Origin of the sequence: Pseudarthrobacter sp. BRE9, from assembly GCF_031844305.1 — a bacterium.
Classification (GTDB): domain Bacteria; phylum Actinomycetota; class Actinomycetes; order Actinomycetales; family Micrococcaceae; genus Arthrobacter.
On the sequence record NZ_JAUZUY010000002.1, the window covers coordinates 454150 to 468960 of the forward strand.

Annotated in this window: 12 protein-coding genes; 4 read left to right on the forward strand and 8 right to left on the reverse strand. The window is 67.0% G+C overall.

Translation table 11 applies throughout. The features are described 5' to 3' along the window. Positions 1-6: 6 nt before the first annotated feature. The 5 genes from alaS to Q9R31_RS06995 form a co-directional block, all read right to left on the reverse strand. Complete coding sequence (alaS, locus tag Q9R31_RS06975; RefSeq protein WP_311262003.1) at positions 7-2685, reverse strand: alanine--tRNA ligase; 2679 nt, start codon at positions 2683-2685, stop codon at positions 7-9. Between the two features lie 126 nt (positions 2686-2811). Continuing rightward, positions 2812-3042, reverse strand: a complete 231-nt coding sequence (locus tag Q9R31_RS06980; RefSeq protein WP_311262004.1) for a DUF6167 family protein — start codon at positions 3040-3042, stop codon at positions 2812-2814. A 17-nt stretch (positions 3043-3059) separates the two neighbouring features. Continuing rightward, on the reverse strand, positions 3060-3434 hold the full coding sequence (locus Q9R31_RS06985) for a DUF948 domain-containing protein (RefSeq protein WP_056336614.1): 375 nt from the start codon (positions 3432-3434) through the stop codon (positions 3060-3062). A 146-nt stretch (positions 3435-3580) separates the two neighbouring features. Next, positions 3581-4207: a 30S ribosomal protein S4 gene (gene rpsD / locus Q9R31_RS06990; protein WP_050054931.1), complete on the reverse strand. Its 627-nt coding sequence runs from the start codon at positions 4205-4207 to the stop codon at positions 3581-3583. A gap of 170 nt (positions 4208-4377) precedes the next feature. After that, positions 4378-5826: a replication-associated recombination protein A gene (locus Q9R31_RS06995; protein ID WP_311262005.1), complete on the reverse strand. Its 1449-nt coding sequence runs from the start codon at positions 5824-5826 to the stop codon at positions 4378-4380. Positions 5827-5902: 76 nt separating this feature from the next. Here Q9R31_RS06995 and Q9R31_RS07000 point away from each other — a divergent pair, with 76 nt between their 5' ends. After that, on the forward strand, positions 5903-6589 hold the full coding sequence (locus Q9R31_RS07000) for an acVLRF1 family peptidyl-tRNA hydrolase (protein ID WP_311262006.1): 687 nt from the start codon (positions 5903-5905) through the stop codon (positions 6587-6589). On the opposite strand, the gene Q9R31_RS07005 is transcribed toward Q9R31_RS07000, so the two are convergent. Next, on the reverse strand, positions 6590-7420 hold the full coding sequence (locus Q9R31_RS07005; RefSeq protein WP_311262007.1) for a GNAT family N-acetyltransferase: 831 nt from the start codon (positions 7418-7420) through the stop codon (positions 6590-6592). Positions 7421-7508: 88 nt separating this feature from the next. Further along, positions 7509-9305, reverse strand: a complete 1797-nt coding sequence (gene aspS, locus Q9R31_RS07010) for an aspartate--tRNA ligase (RefSeq protein WP_311262008.1) — start codon at positions 9303-9305, stop codon at positions 7509-7511. Positions 9306-9401: 96 nt separating this feature from the next. Between aspS and Q9R31_RS07015 the strand changes: the two genes are divergently transcribed. After that, positions 9402-10655 (forward strand): APC family permease, encoded by a 1254-nt coding sequence (locus tag Q9R31_RS07015; RefSeq protein ID WP_311262009.1) that lies wholly within the window; start codon positions 9402-9404, stop codon positions 10653-10655. A gap of 7 nt (positions 10656-10662) precedes the next feature. Here the strand turns inward: Q9R31_RS07015 and hisS are convergent, their stop codons facing one another. Then, positions 10663-12030: a histidine--tRNA ligase gene (hisS, locus tag Q9R31_RS07020; protein WP_311262010.1), complete on the reverse strand. Its 1368-nt coding sequence runs from the start codon at positions 12028-12030 to the stop codon at positions 10663-10665. 229 nt (positions 12031-12259) lie between these two features. Here hisS and Q9R31_RS07025 point away from each other — a divergent pair, with 229 nt between their 5' ends. Together Q9R31_RS07025 and Q9R31_RS07030 are read left to right on the forward strand one after the other, a co-directional pair. After that, positions 12260-13078 (forward strand): peptidylprolyl isomerase, encoded by an 819-nt coding sequence (locus Q9R31_RS07025; protein ID WP_311262011.1) that lies wholly within the window; start codon positions 12260-12262, stop codon positions 13076-13078. Positions 13079-13145: 67 nt separating this feature from the next. Beyond that, entirely contained in the window at positions 13146-14747 is a 1602-nt protein-coding gene (locus Q9R31_RS07030) for a DUF349 domain-containing protein (protein ID WP_311262012.1), read from the forward strand. Positions 14748-14811 lie beyond the last annotated feature (64 nt).

Consider the following 14811-nt stretch of genomic DNA (forward strand, 5'->3'; position numbering starts at 1 on the left):
GCGGAATTAGCGCCTTGAAATGGCGTCGAGGACGGCTGCCAGGGCAGCGCCGACCTTTCCGGAGTCGGTTCCGCCGCCCTGGGCGACGTCGTCCTTGCCGCCACCGCCGCCGCCGAGCACGCCCGCAGCGACCCGGACCAGGGCACCGGCCTTGACGCCGGCTTCCCTGGCTGCCTCATTGGTGGCCACCAGGATCAACGGACGGTCGTTGGCGACGCCTGCCACGGCCACGGCGGCAGCAGCCGAACCGAGCCGGCTGCGCAGGTCCAGGGCCAGGCCGCGGAGGTCGTCGGCTCCGCTGACGGTGCCGGCGTCGTGGGCCAGCACCTTAACGCCCCCAGCGTCCTGAGCCTTGTTGACCAGCTGCGCGGCGGAAGCGGCCAGTTGTTCCTTGCGCAGCCGGTCCAGTTCCTTCTCGGTGGCTTTCAATTTGGCCAGGGTGGCGGAAATCCTGTCCGCGAGCTGGCCGGACGGGACCTTCAAAAGGTCCGTCAACTCGGTGACCAGGGCACGCTCTGCCGCAAGGTGGCGGAAGGCCTCCATGCCAACAAACGCCTCCACGCGGCGGTTGCCCGAGCCGACGGACTGTTCGCCCAGGAGGGAGAGGCTGCCGATCAGCGAGGTGTTGGCAACGTGGGTGCCGCCGCACAGCTCGCGTGACCACGCGCCGTCGATCTCCACCACGCGCACCTCGCTGCCATAGTTCTCGCCGAAGAGGGCCATGGCACCCAAGGCCTTGGCTTCTGCCAGCCCCATGATCTTGGTTTCCACCGCATAGTTGTTGCGGATGGCCAGGTTGGAGACTTCCTCGATTTCGGACCGGGTGGCGGTGCTCAGGCCTTCGCCCCAGGCGAAGTCGAAGCGCAGGTAGCCGGCCTTGTTGAAGGAGCCGCGCTGGGTGGCCTCCGGCCCGAGGATCTGGTGCAGGGCTGCGTGCACGATGTGCGTGCCCGTGTGGGCTTGCTCCGCGGCGTGCCGGCGTTCACGGTCGACGGCGGCGCGCACCAGCGAGTCAGCACCGATTTCGCCTTCGCGGACAATCGCCTTGTGGACGCTCAGGCCCTTCACGGGGCGCTGGACGTCGAGGACCTCGACGACGAATCCGTCGCCCGTGATCAGGCCGGTATCGGCGGCCTGGCCGCCGGCTTCGGCGTAGAACGGGGTTTCGGCCAGCACGAGTTCGATCTCGTCGCCGGTGGCTGCCTGCTGCACCTGGCGGCCGGCGCTGAGCAGGCCGCGCACGCGCGACTCGCCTTCGAGCTCGGTGTAGCCGGTGAAGACCGTCTCGCCCTGGGCCAGGATGTCCTGGAAGACGGTGACGTCTGCGTGGCCGCCCTTCTTGCCCTTGGCGTCGGCCTGGGCGCGCTGGCGCTGTTCCTGCATGAGGCTGCGGAAGGCCGCCTCATCCACTTTGAGCCCGGCTTCCTCGGCCATCTCAAGGGTGAGGTCGATGGGGAAGCCGTACGTGTCGTGCAGGGTGAAGGCGTCTTCACCGGACAGCGGTTTGTTGGCGGCCTTGGATTCCCTCACGGCGTCCTCGAGGCGTGCGGTGCCCGAGGCGATGGTGCGCAGGAAGGCCTTTTCCTCGGCATAGGCGATCCGGCTGATCCGGGCGAAGTCGGTCTCCACCACCGGGTAGACGCCCTTCATGGCATCCCGCGAGGCGGGCAGCAGCTCCGGCAGGCAGGCCTGTTCCACACCGAGCAGGCGCATGGACCGGACGGCACGGCGGATGAGGCGGCGCAGGACGTAGCCGCGGCCCTCGTTGGAGGGGGTTACGCCATCGGAGATGAGCATCAGTGCAGAGCGGATGTGGTCGGCCACCACGCGCATGCGGACGTCGTCCGTGTGGTGGGGGTCGTCCGGGCTTTCGGCGGAGGTGTATTCCCTGCCGGACAGTTCCGCGGCCTTGTCGATGACGGGCCGGACCTGGTCGGTCTCGTACATGTTCTCCACGCCCTGCAGGATCATGGCGAGGCGTTCCATGCCGAGGCCCGTGTCGATGTTCTTCTTCGGCAGTTCACCCACTACGTCGAAGTCCACCTTGGAGCGCACATTTTCGATCTGGTACTGCATGAACACCAGGTTCCAGATCTCGATGTAGCGGGTCTCGTCGGCGAGGGGACCACCCTCAACCCCGTACGCGGGGCCGCGGTCGTAGTAGATCTCGGAGCAGGGGCCGGCCGGGCCGGGCTGGCCGGTGTGCCAGTAGTTGTCCGATTTGCCCATCCGCTGGATGCGTTCAGCCGGGACGCCGGTGTTCTTCAGCCACAGTTCCTCGGCCTCGTCGTCCTCTTCGTAGACCGTCACCCACAGACGCTCGGGCGCAAGGCCGTAGCCGCCGTCGTCAACGCTCCTGGTGAGGAGCTCCCAGGCGTACTTGATGGCGTCTTCCTTGAAGTAGTCGCCGAACGAGAAGTTGCCGCACATCTGGAAGAAGGTGCCGTGGCGGGCAGTCTTGCCCACTTCCTCGATGTCCCCGGTGCGGATGCACTTCTGCACGCTGGTGGCGCGGGAGTAGGGCGCTTCCTCGCGGGCAGTGAGGTACGGAATGAACGGGACCATGCCGGCCACCGTGAACAGCAGGGAGGGGTCGCTGGAGACCAGCGATGCGGAGGGAACCGCGGTGTGGCCCTTGCTGACAAAAAAGTCCACCCAGCGCTTTGTGATCTCCTGCGACTTCATGAGCTGTTTTCTTACCCTTCTTGGTCCGTGCCGCCGGGCGGCACGGAAATTTCGTTCAGGTGGCACGGATCCCGAAGCGGGTTCCTGCCGGTTGTTGGCTGATGCAGGTGTGATGCCCTGCGGGGCTCAGCGGCGAACCAATTCCGCGGACTCGACACCCAGGGCCGTCCGCAGGTCGGTCTCGCGTTCCCGCATCCCTGCGCGGACGGCGTCGGCGAAGTCGTACACCCCGTCGGCAAGCCGTCCCACCGTACGGTTGAGGCCCTCCGGCCCAAGCGCGGACTGGGCCTGGCTCACTTTGCGGAAGGCAATGACCCCAATGGCTACGCCGATTCCCATCCAGACAATTCTTTTCATATTGGTTCTCTTCGGATCTAGCGGCTGCGGCGGCCGGCAGCGGGCTTCCGGCGATTGGCGAAGGCGCTGCGCACGCCGTAGCTGAACGCCGCGACCTTGATCAGCGGCGAACCCACGGTGGCGGCCACCAGCGACGACAGGGCGGATATGTTGGCGGACGCGTCAGAGACGTTGGAGGAAATTCCGTCCACCTTCTTCAGCTGCTGGTTGGTGGTGGAAACGGTGGCCGTAACCTCGTCCATCAGGGGCGTGGCGCCGTCGCTGATGGACCTGATGGCGGTGCGCACCTCGTCGAAGACTTTACCCAGCTTCAGGATGGGGACCGCGAGCAGCAGCACCAGGAGCGCGAACACCCCGGCAGCGATCAGGCCGGCAATATCGCCACCAGACATAGACGTTCATCTCCTCGAAATTCTGTGGTTGAGCCACATCCGCCGCATGCACGGAAGGCCCGTTGCGCAGATGTTCCCCCAAGTACCTTACATACAAAGAAGCCCGCGGCGCTTGCCACGGGCTTCTTTGGATACGCTGCTGGGATTTAGCGTGCGTAGAATTCGACGACGAGCTGCTCTTCGCAGGTCACCGGGATTTCCGAGCGCTTGGGGCGGCGCACCAGGCGTGCCTGCAGGGCTTCCAGCTTGACGTCCAGGTAGCCCGGGACGGCAGGCAGGACGTCGCGGTGTGCACCGGCTGCGGCAACCTGAAGCGGAACCATGGTCTCGCTGCGGCTGTGGACGTGGACCAGCTGGCCCTCGCCGACGCGGAACGACGGGCGGTCAACGCGGACGCCGTCAACCATGATGTGGCGGTGCACAACCAGCTGGCGGGCCTGGGCGATGGTGCGGGCGAAGCCGGCACGCAGGACCAGGGCGTCGAGACGCATTTCGAGCAGCTCGATGAGGTTTTCACCGGTCAGGCCCTTGGTGCGGCGGGCTTCTTCGAAGGCACGGGTCATCTGTGCTTCGCGGATGCCGTACTGGGCGCGCAGGCGCTGCTTTTCGCGCAGACGTACGGCGTAGTCGGAGTCCTGCTTCTTGCGGGCACGGCCATGCTCACCGGGGCCGTACGGGCGGCGCTCCATGTACTTGGCGGCCTTGGGGGTCAGAGCGATGCCGAGGGACCGCGAGAGGCGGGCCTGACGGCGAGCACGAGTGTTGTTAGCCACTAGTGTCCTTCCAATATCTGCGGTGTGTCAGTGTTACTGGCCTCCACGATGGAGAGCATCGGCCAACCGCTGCCTTTTGCTACTGGGCGCAGGGCAGAACCTTCTCAACGTAAATTGGGGAGATTTTGCGTCCGTGCCTTGCCAGACGAACATCCAGCCTACCACGGCGGCTACTTGCCCCGCACAATCTTCCGCAGCCGCTCGAGGCGCTGGGCGATGTCACGTTCCGCGCCGTTGCCGGTGGGCTGGTAATAATCCCGGCCCACGAGGTCGTCCGGCGGGTACTGCTGGGTGGCCACTGCATGCGGGGCATCATGGGCGTACTTGTAGCCCACGCCGTGCCCCAGCTGCTTGGACCCCGGGTAGTGCGCATCCCGTAAATGCGCGGGAATCCCGACGCCGAGTCCTGCGCGCACGTCCGCGACGGCTTTGTTGATGCCCATGTAGGCGGCATTCGATTTCGGCGCCGTGGCCAGGTGGACCACAGCCTCAGCGAGGATGATGCGCCCTTCCGGCATCCCGATCAGCTGCACTGCCTGCGCCGCGGCCACGGCTGTCTGCAGTGCGGTGGGGTCCGCCATTCCAACGTCTTCTGCCGCCGAGATGACGATCCGGCGGGCCACGAAGCGCGGGTCCTCCCCCGCTTCGAGCATCCTGGCCAGATAGTGCAGCGCAGCGTCCACGTCAGAGCCGCGGATGGACTTGATGAAGGCACTGATGACGTCATAGTGCTGGTCACCGGCGCGGTCGTAGCGCACCGCGGCCACGTCCAGGGCGCGCTCGGTGTGGCGGAGTTCGACGGTGACCGGCCCGGCAGCTGCACCGTCCTCTCCCACGGAACGGTCGACGTCGTCCGCGTCACCAAAAGCGACGCCGGCGGCGGCCTCCAGGGCAGTGAGGGCACGGCGTGCGTCCCCGCCGGACAGCCGGACCAGGTGTTCGAGTGCTTCGTCGCTGAGTCGGATCTTGCCGCCCAGCCCCCGCGGGTCCTCCACGGCCCGTACCAGGAGGCCTTCGATGTCCGCGTCGGTGAGCGGCCTGAGCGTCAGGAGCAGGGAGCGGGACAGCAGCGGCGAGACGACCGAGAAGGACGGGTTCTCCGTGGTTGCCGCCACGAGCACCACCCAGCGGTTCTCGACGCCGGGCAGCAGTGCGTCCTGCTGGGCTTTGTTGAAACGGTGGATCTCGTCCAGGAACAGCACGGTGGTGGTCTTGTACAGGTCCCGGGCCGTGAGTGCGTCGTCCATGACACGCCGCACGTCCTTGACGCCGGCGGTGATGGCGGAGAGTTCCACGAACTTCCTGCCAGGGCCGCGGGCGATGACGTGCGCCAGGGTGGTCTTGCCCGTGCCGGGCGGCCCCCAGAGGATGAGGGAGGTGGGACCCGCCGGCCCGGTGGTGTCCGCTCCGGCCCCGGCAGCCAGCTGGCGCAAGGGGGACCCCTGGCCGAGGAGATGCTGCTGGCCAACTACTTCGTCGAGGGTGCGCGGACGCATCCGGACGGCGAGCGGGCCCCGGGGGGAGGCGTTGCCCGCTCCCGATGCAGCCCGGCCGGCGGCAGGTGCCGCCTCATCGGCGTCGTCGTCATTGCCGGGCCCCTGCCCGAAGAGATCATCCACATAGATAGGCTACTTCCAGTCCACCGCTGCATTTCGCCTCCGCCTTCCCGCCGTTCCCTGACACGAAGGACATTCCATGCCTGCCCCAGTCCCAGCCGGCGGCAACCCCTCCGTCCGGAGCGCGTTCGTGTCCGGTGCCCGGCTGACTGGCTGGGCAGAACGCTTCGGCGCGTCGCACGGCGGCTACCGGCTGCAGGATGACGACGACGGGCTCCGCCTTGTGGCGGCTGACGGTACCGTTGCACTCCTGCAGGCGCCGTGGCCGGCCGACGGCCGCCCTGGACGCGGCAGCGGGCCTCTGGCGCGGCTGGCCGCCCTTGCATCCCAGCCACGCCGGCTGGGCCTGCTGCTGGTGCGGCGGGGCGGTTACGGTATCGGGATAGTAAGCGAAGGAACGCTGCTGGCCTCCAAGGCAGGCACCAGGTACGTCCAGTCGCGCACCGCTGCCGGCGGCCAGTCCCAGCAGCGGTTTGCCCGCCGCCGTTCCAACCAGGCGGAGGCGTTGGTGGCAGCCGTGGCAGGGCAGGCTGCAGACGTGTTCGGCAGGGAAGCCTTCGAGTACCTCGTGCCGGGAGGCGACCGGGCCTTGGCCGACCTTGTCCTCCAGGAAGTGGCCCTGCGCGACTATTCGCGCCTGCCACGCCTTGCCTGGCTCGACGTCGCCGAGCCCCGGGCCGCCGTCCTGAAGAAAGCCGCGGCGGACGCGTGTTCGATCCGGGTCACGGTGACGGACGCATCCGTCCAGCGCACCGCTCAGGCCTGATCAGCAGCCGGTCAGCGCCCGGCGGGGACGTTCCTGCCGGTACAGGTAGCGGCCGGCTTCACGGAATCCGGCTTTTGCGTACAACCCCTGCGCTTCATGGTTGGCGGCGGTGACCAGGAGCCAGAAGTCCATCACGCCCCGCTCCGCACCGGCCTGCAGCAGGGACCGCACAATGGCTGTTCCGTAACCACTGCGGCGCACGTCCGGCCGGGTGGCCATGCAGTAGAGCCCGCCACGCGCGCTGCCGGCGGGAAGGGCCAGTCGGCCGACGGCGGCGGGCCTGCCGTCAGCGTCCCTCGCCAGTGCATACACCGACGGGCACCCTTCGAGGATTGCCCGTGCAGTGGCCAGGGCGTCCTCCCCTCCGCGGCCGTCCACGTCCCACCAGACCCGCAGCCAGTCCGGGGATGGCAACGGTGACAATTCGATCAAAGACAGGTCGATTGCCGCGGTTACCGGGGCGGCGGCAGGGAGCGGGACTGCTGCGGCGCTGCGTGTCATGACCAGGGTCTCGGACTGCCGGGTGAAGCGTTCCGTGTCGAGCAGGTCGTGGAGGGCGGCCGTTGCCGGGCTGGTGAACAGCTGAAAGATGACAGGCAGCCGGCGCCGGCGGTACCAGGACCTGGCATCCGCGAGCAGCACCGGGAGTTGGTCACCGGACTGCCCGGCGTCCAGGATGCGGGGCCAGATGGAGTTGGCCCGCTGGGTCACTCCGCCGGCCGCGCGCAGGACCCAACCGCCGGCGTCGTACCGTTCCAGCGCCGGCCAGGCGGCGTCCATGGCGGCTTCGAGGTCCAGGGGTGCCGGTTCGGTGGTTCCCAAGGCGGACAACGGACGGCTCCTTCGTTAAATGCGGGAGGTTCCCCGGCGATGCGGGGAACCTCCATTGGCCGCTGCCTAACGGCAGCATCCGCTGATGCTATTGCTTCTCTTCGGGCTTCTTTTCTTCCGGCTTTTTGGCCTCGGGCTTGAAGTCCACGCCTGCCTCCTTGCGCTGCTGCGGCGTGATGGGGGCCGGGGCATCCGTGAGGGGATCGTGGCCGCCGCCGGACTTCGGGAAGGCGATGACGTCGCGGATGGACTCGACGCCCGCCAGCAACGACACCACGCGGTCCCAGCCGAAGGCAATGCCGCCGTGCGGCGGGGCGCCGTACTTGAAGCCTTCCAGCAGGAAACCGAACTTGGTCTGCGCGTCTTCCTTGTCCAGGCCCATCAGCTCGAAGACGCGCTCCTGCACGTCGCGCTGGTGGATACGGATGGAACCGCCGCCGATTTCGTTGCCGTTGCACACGATGTCGTAGGCGTAGGAGAGCGCCGACTCGGGATCCTTGTCAAAGGTGTCAAGGAACTCCGGCTTGGGCGAGGTGAAGGCGTGGTGGACGGCCGTCCACTGCCCTCCGCCGACGGCGACGTCACCTGAGGCAACAGCGGCTGCGGCGGGCTCGAACATCGGCGCATCCACAACCCAGCAGAAAGCCCAGTCGGTGGGATCGATCAGGCCGGTGCGGTGGCCGATCTCGACGCGCGCAGCACCCAGCAGGGCACGCGACGGCGTCTTCTCACCGGCGGCGAAGAAGATGCAGTCGCCGGGCTTTGCGCCAACGGCGTCAGCCAGGCCGGCGCGCTCGATGTCGGTGAGGTTCTTCGCGACCGGTCCGGCGAGCTCGCCGTCTTCCTTGTAGAGAACGTAGGCCAGGCCCTTCGCTCCGCGCTGCTTGGCCCATTCCTGCCAGGCATCAAGGGCACGGCGTGCCTGCGAGGCGCCGCCCGGCATGACGACGGCCCCAACGTAGGGCGCCTTGAAGACCCCGAAGTTGGTGTCCTTGAAGAAATCGGTGAGCTCGGTCAGTTCCTGGCCGAAGCGCAGGTCGGGCTTGTCCGAGCCGTAGCGCGCCATCGCGTCGGCGTACGTGATCCGCTGGATGGGTGTGGGGATGTCGACGCCGATGAGCCGCCACACCGCTTTGACGATGTTTTCGCCGATCCGGATGATGTCGTCCTGGTCCACGAAGCTGGCCTCGATGTCCAGCTGGGTGAATTCCGGCTGCCGGTCCGCGCGGAAGTCCTCGTCCCGGTAGCAGCGGGCAATCTGGTAGTACTTTTCGAAGCCGCCCACCTGGAGCAGCTGCTTGAACAGCTGCGGGGACTGCGGCAGCGCATACCAGGAACCCGGCGCCAGGCGTGCCGGAACCAGGAAGTCACGGGCGCCCTCCGGCGTCGAACGTGTCAGGGTGGGCGTCTCGATCTCGACGAATCCCTCATCGTGAAGCAGCTCGCGCGCCACCCTGTTCGCTTCGGAACGGAGGCGCAGGTTGCGGCTGGGGCCGGGGCGGCGCAGGTCCAGGTAGCGGTGCTTGAGGCGGGCTTCCTCGCCGACTTCCACGTGCTCGTCGATCTGGAAGGGCAGCGGGTCCGAGGTGTTGAGGACGGTGACATCCTCGGCGATGACCTCGATTTCGCCCGTGGCCAGCGCGGGGTTCTCGTTGCCTTCCGGACGCTTGGACACGGTGCCCTTGATCTGCAGGACGTACTCATTGCGCAGTCCGTGGAACACTTCTTCCTCACGGACCACCACCTGGGCCACGCCTGAAGCGTCGCGCAGGTCCACGAATGCCACACCACCGTGATCACGGCGGCGGCCCACCCAGCCGGCCAGGGTTACGGTTTGTCCAATGTGCTCGGAACGAAGGGATCCGAGGTCATGTGTGCGCAGCACAGCACGCCTTTCTGCGGGAAAACAGTGGGAAGTCAATATGATCGTTGCGGGAACGATCCCGTCCGAGTTTACCCGCTGGAAAGGGGCTGCCGCCGCATGAGCGAACCGCAGCAGCTGCAACGCAGGCTGGGAACCTTCGATGCCACCGCCATCGGCCTTGGTTCCATGCTCGGGGCCGGGGTGTTTGTGGTGTTCGCCCCGGCTGCGGCCCTGGCCGGGAATCTGCTGGTCCTGTCGGTCGCGGTTGCCGGGGCTGTGGCGTACTGCAACGCCGTGGCCTCCGCAGCCCTCGCCGCCAGGTACCCCACCAGCGGCGGGACGTACGTGTACGGCCGGAAGCAGCTCGGCGAATGGCCGGGCTTCCTGGCCGGCTGGGGTTTCGTGACAGGGAAGTCGGCGTCCTGCGCAGCCATGGCGTTGACGTTCGGCAGCTATGTGGCGCGGGACTATGCGGTGCCGGTGGCCGTGGCTGCCGTCGTGGCCCTCACCGGCGTTAACCTGCTGGGCATCACGCGGACGGCTTTGCTGACCCGGATCCTGCTGTGCATAGTGCTGGCGACGCTGGTGTTCGTTGGTGCCGCTGCCGTGCTCGGTCCGCATCCGGCGGCGGAGCCGGCAGGCGTGTACTCCGGGGGCGCGGAGGGTGTCCTCCCCGCTGCCGGGCTGATGTTCTTCGCGTTTGCCGGTTATGCCAGGATCGCCACGCTGGGTGAAGAAGTCAGGGACCCGGCACGGGCCATCCCCCGGGCCATCCTCGCGGCCCTGGCGGCCGCCTTCGCCATCTACCTGCTGCTGGCCCTGCTCCTGCAGGCCCACCTCGGAGAGCGGCTTGGGTCCACCACCACTCCCCTGCTCGACGCGGTGCTGGCCAGCAGGCTGGCGGCGGCAGCACCGCTGGTGCAGGCAGGGGCCGCCGCCGCATGCCTGGGCGCCCTCCTCGCCCTGATCACGGGCGTGGGAAGGACAACGCTTGCCATGGCGAGGGAGCGTGATCTTCCGGGACCGCTGGCGAGGGTGGGCGGTGCGCACACCGTACCGTTCGTGGCCGAACTCGCCGTGGCCGCCGTCGTCATCCTGTTGCTGCTGACCACCAATGTGATGACCGTGGTGGGCTTTTCAAGCTTCGGCGTGCTGGTCTACTACGCCATAGCCAACGCGTCCGCCTTTACCCTTGCCGCCCATCCCGGTTACGCTCCCCGCTGGCTCAACGCGGCGGGTTTCCTGGGGTGCGTGGTACTTGCCTTCACCTTGCCTCCTGCGTCGGTGCTGACCATGTCGGCGGTCCTTGCCGCGGGCGTGGCGGGGCGCTGGCTGGTGCTGCGGTTCCGGCAGCACCAGCCCCGGCAGTAAGGTCCGGCTAGACCGAAGCCGCGGCGGCTGTCGTCTCGACCTGCACTGCGAGGTCCTCCAGCGGCGGCATCCAGGTTTCCGGGGCCGCCAGCACCTGCTCGCCGGTGCGGATGTCCTTGACCTGGTGGGTGCCGTCCCCGTCCGTGAACCACACGAACGGGATTCCCCTGCGGTCGGCGAACTTGATCTGCTTGCCGAACTTCTCGGCCTTGGCCGCCACTTCGGTGGGAATGCCCCGGCTGCGCAGCAGTGCTGCAACGTCCTGGGCATTACCCCAGCTGTCGTCATGGTTCAGGGCCACCAGCACGGCGGTGGGAACAGAGCGGGATGCTTTGGCGAGGTCCTGGCTCAGGATCCGGGACACCAGGCGGGTGACGCCGATGGAGAGTCCAACACCCGGGAACTTACGGTTGCCCTTTGACGCCAGGGCGTCATACCGGCCGCCGGAACAGATGGATCCCAGCTGTTCGTGGCCCACCAGCACGGTTTCCACCACGGTGCCGGTGTAGTAGTCCAGGCCGCGGGCGATGCTCAGGTCTGCCAGCACCTTGCCCGGAGCCCGCTGCACCGCCGCGTCGATGACCTGCTCCAGTTCGTCCAGGCCTTCGTCAAGGAGTTCATTGGTGACGCCCAAGGCACGGACCTGGGCCACAAAAGACGTATCTTCGGTGCGGATCGCTGCAAGCTGCAGGGCTTTGGCAGCCTGGTCTTCGGTTGCGCCAAGCTCGGCCTTGAGCAGCTCGGCCACCTTTGCGGGACCGATCTTTTCAAGCTTGTCGATACTGCGCAGCACGCCTGCGGTGTCATCGAGTCCGATGCCCCGGTAGAAGCCTTCGGCGAGTTTGCGGTTGTTGATCCGGAGACGGAAATCGGGGATGGGAAGGGCAGTAAGTGCTTCGGCGATCACCAACGCGATCTCGACGTCGTAGCGGAACGGCAGCTCGCCGTCGCCCACCACGTCGATGTCCGCCTGGGTGAACTCCCGTGCCCGGCCTTCCTGGGGCCGCTCGCCCCGCCACACCTTCTGGATCTGGTAGCGGCGGAAGGGAAAGGCCAGGTAGCCGGCGTTTTCCACTACATAGCGGGCGAAGGGCACCGTCAGGTCAAAATGCAGGGCAAGCGCATGGGGATCGGCTTTGCTGCCCTTGACGGGATTGTCGCTCTCGTCTTCCTGGAGCCGGCTGAGTCCGTACACTTCCTTGTCGATCTCACCCTTGCGCAGCAGCTGCCCGACCGTTTCCACGGCGCGGGTTTCGATTGAGCCAAACCCATGCAGTTCAAAGACACGGCGCAGGGTATCGAGCACATGCAGCTCCACCAGCCGCTCCTCGGGAAGCCACTCGGGGAATCCGGACAGGGAGGCGGTGCGTGCCATGGGGAAGGTTCTCCTTAGGAATGGAAGGTGCGCCGGACCTGCCGGCCCCGCCCTTATCGGCGGCTTACGGCGGCAGCACAGCGAGCCATGCATAAACTATGTGCGGCAGCCAGTTTATGCGTCATCCGTGTGCTTCTCTAATGCGGGGGATCAGCAAAGCCTGGCCCGTTAACACCTGCGCCCTGCGGCCACCCGCCGGGCACCAGCAGCCCGACGACGAGGAGGACCTTTGGCGGCCAGTTCACGCAGTGCACGCGAAACAAAACGGCGCATCCAGCAGATGGAAGCCAAGCGTGAGCTCCGGCGCGCCCAGGAGAAGCGGCGGAAGCGCGACAACCTCGTGGCTGCCGGCGCCGGAACCGCCGCGGTGCTGCTCGCCGTCGTCCTTCAACTCACTGCATTTGCCGGGAACCCCACCGAGGACGAATATGCCGCCGCGCAGGCGGGCCCGACGGAACCATCAGCCTCCGCAAGCGCCTCCGCAACACCCCCGGCGCCGGCAACCAACGGACCAAACATCCCGTCCGCCGACACGGCAGCGGGCAAGACCTTCACCGGAGAACTGCTGCTGAACGGCAGCCCGCTCGGCGTGGAAGTGGACGGGACCAAGGCTCCGCAGGCGGCCGCCGTTTTCAAGTCCCTCAGCGACGAAGGCTACTTCAACGGCAAGTCATGCCACCGGCTCACCACCGCCGACCAGTTCGGCGTGCTGCAATGCGGCTCCCCGAACGGAGACGGGCAGGGCGACCCGGACTACACCTGGGGTCCGCTGGAGAACACCCCCGCCGACAACACCTACCCTGCCGGCACCATCGCCGTGGCCCGCACGGGGAACAATGCCTACGGGAATGGAACGCAGTTCTTCATTGTGTACAAGGACACCGTCATTCCGGCAGACGCAGCCGGCGGCTATACCGTAGTGGGGATGGTGACGTCCGGGCTGGATATCGTGTCCAACATCGCCGCCGCAGGCATCACGCCAGGCGCCGGCGACACGGACGGCGCGCCAAAACAACCAGTCACGATAGACTCATTCTCTCTGAAGTAGGAAGCCGGGCCGGACAGGCAACGGTGCAGTACGTGAGTATTTCCCTCCAAGCGAAAGACTTTTAGCGGTGACAGACAGTCAGAAATCCGACGAAACAGCAACAGACGTGACCGAAACAGCGGCTCCGGCCGAGGTTGGCGGTCCTGATGCCAATGAGGGGCAGTCCCCCGTAAGCCCTGAAGGCAGCGCGTCCGACGAGGGTGCCGGGCAGGCTGCCGCAGACCAGGGTGCCGAAGGCCAGAGTGCCCGGAACCAGGACGGCGGAACCGCCACTGAAGCGTCCGCGCCTGCCGAGGCACCTGCCCCGGCTCCCGGGCCGCGGCCCTCTGCTCCGTCTCCTGCAGCATTCGCGTCGCGTCCCAAGCCTGCTGCCGCCGCTCCCGCCGCAGCCTCCGTTCCTGCCGCGCCCGGGACGTCTGTTGCCGAAGCCTCGAAATGGGGCCGGGTGGAGGGGGACGGCCACGTCTACCTGACCATCGATGGCGAAGAACACCCCGTGGGCCAGTACCCGGGTGTCAGCGACGACGAAGCGCTGCTCTACTTCGCGCGGAAGTACGACGACGTGGTGGCCCAGATCGTCCTGCTGGAGCAGCGGGTCAGCTCCAAGGCCCCCAGCACCGACATGCAGAAGACCGTAACGCACCTGCGTGAACAGCTTGCCGAGCGCAACATGGTGGGCGACCTCCGTGCAGCAGAGGCCCGCCTGGACAAGCTGTCAAACCAGATCGCCGAACTGGAAAAGGCAGAAAAGGCCGAGCACGACGCGGTGCGCGCTTCCGAGCTGGCAGCCCGTGAAGCCATCGTCACTGAAGCAGAAGAGATCTCCGGCCAGGACCCCGCGCAGACACAGTGGAAGACGTCCAGCGCCCGGATGAACGAGCTTTTCGAGAACTGGAAGACGGCCCAGAAGAGCGGAGTCCGCCTGGGCCGCAGCAATGAAGACGCCCTGTGGAAGCGCTTCCGCGCCGCGCGCACCGTCTTCGACCGGCACCGCCGCGCCTACTTCTCCCAGCTGGACAGCAACAACTCCGCCGCAAAGGCCGCCAAGGAAAAACTGATTGCTGAGGCCGAGGCGCTCTCCACGTCAACCGACTGGGGCTACGCTGCCGGTGAATACCGCCGGCTGATGGACCAGTGGAAGGCCTCGCCGCGGGCAAGCCGCAAGGACGACGACGCGCTCTGGGCGAGGTTCCGCGCCGCGCAGGACGTCTTCTTCACGTCACGGCAGGCCGCCAACGAGGAGATTGACCAGGAATACGCCGCAAACCTCACGGTGAAGGAGGCGCTGCTGGCCGAGGCCAACACCATCCTGCCTGTGAAGGACCTCGCCGCTGCCAAGAAGGCGCTCCAGTCCATCCGTGACCGCTGGGAGGAAGCCGGCAAGGTTCCCCGCGCTGACATGGGCCGGGTCGAGGCGGGGCTGCGAAAGGTTGAAGACGCCGTGCGCCATGCGGAGGAAGAGCAGTGGCAGCGGTCCAACCCCGAGCGCAAGGCACGCACCAACAGCGCGCTCTCGCAGCTGGAATCCGCTATTGCCGGGCTCCAGGAGGACCTTGCCAAGGCTGAAAAGAGCGGCGACCAGCGCAAGATCAAGGCTGCCCAGGAAGCCCTCGACGCACGCCAGGCCTGGCTCGACCAGATCCAGCGTTCCGCCAGCGAGCTTGCCTGACGTTCCTGTCCTGAACTGATGGGCACAGGCCCGGTCCCGGTTATCCACATAACCCGAACCGGGC

Bases quoted from the DNA above. Each gene is read 5' to 3' on its own strand.
- Q9R31_RS07000 (WP_311262006.1), top strand. From the start codon at position 5,903: ATGCCTGCCCCAGTCCCAGCCGGCGGCAACCCCTCCGTCCGGAGCGCG.
- hisS (WP_311262010.1), bottom strand. From the start codon at position 12,030: ATGGCACGCACCGCCTCCCTGTCCGGATTCCCCGAGTGGCTTCCCGAG.
- alaS (WP_311262003.1), bottom strand. From the start codon at position 2,685: ATGAAGTCGCAGGAGATCACAAAGCGCTGGGTGGACTTTTTTGTCAGC.
- Q9R31_RS06985 (WP_056336614.1), bottom strand. From the start codon at position 3,434: ATGTCTGGTGGCGATATTGCCGGCCTGATCGCTGCCGGGGTGTTCGCG.
- Q9R31_RS07015 (WP_311262009.1), top strand. From the start codon at position 9,402: ATGAGCGAACCGCAGCAGCTGCAACGCAGGCTGGGAACCTTCGATGCC.
- Q9R31_RS06980 (WP_311262004.1), bottom strand. From the start codon at position 3,042: ATGAAAAGAATTGTCTGGATGGGAATCGGCGTAGCCATTGGGGTCATT.